We start from the raw sequence: 229 nt of genomic DNA on the forward strand, positions 1-229 counted from the left end.
GTTTAGCGCGTGCAGCGGCGGCGGCAACCGCCTGGATTTGGGCCTGAGCCTGAAGACCAAGGTCAATGGGGTCCAGACGCATCAGGGTCTGCCCGAGCTTTACTTCCTGCCCCGTGTCAACCAGACGCTCCGATACCTTTCCCGACACACGAAAGCCCAAATCGCTCTGAACGCGAGCGACAACTACACCGGTAAACGACCGCGACGCCCCGATGGCGCTCGCAACAAT

General features: G+C 61.1%; 1 pseudogene. It reads right to left on the reverse strand.

What is annotated here, in order from left to right:
- Positions 1 to 229: pseudogene (locus AC0L3B_RS40535) on the reverse strand (efflux RND transporter periplasmic adaptor subunit); the annotation flags it as partial.

Source organism: Bradyrhizobium sp. Kon56, from assembly GCF_055807635.1.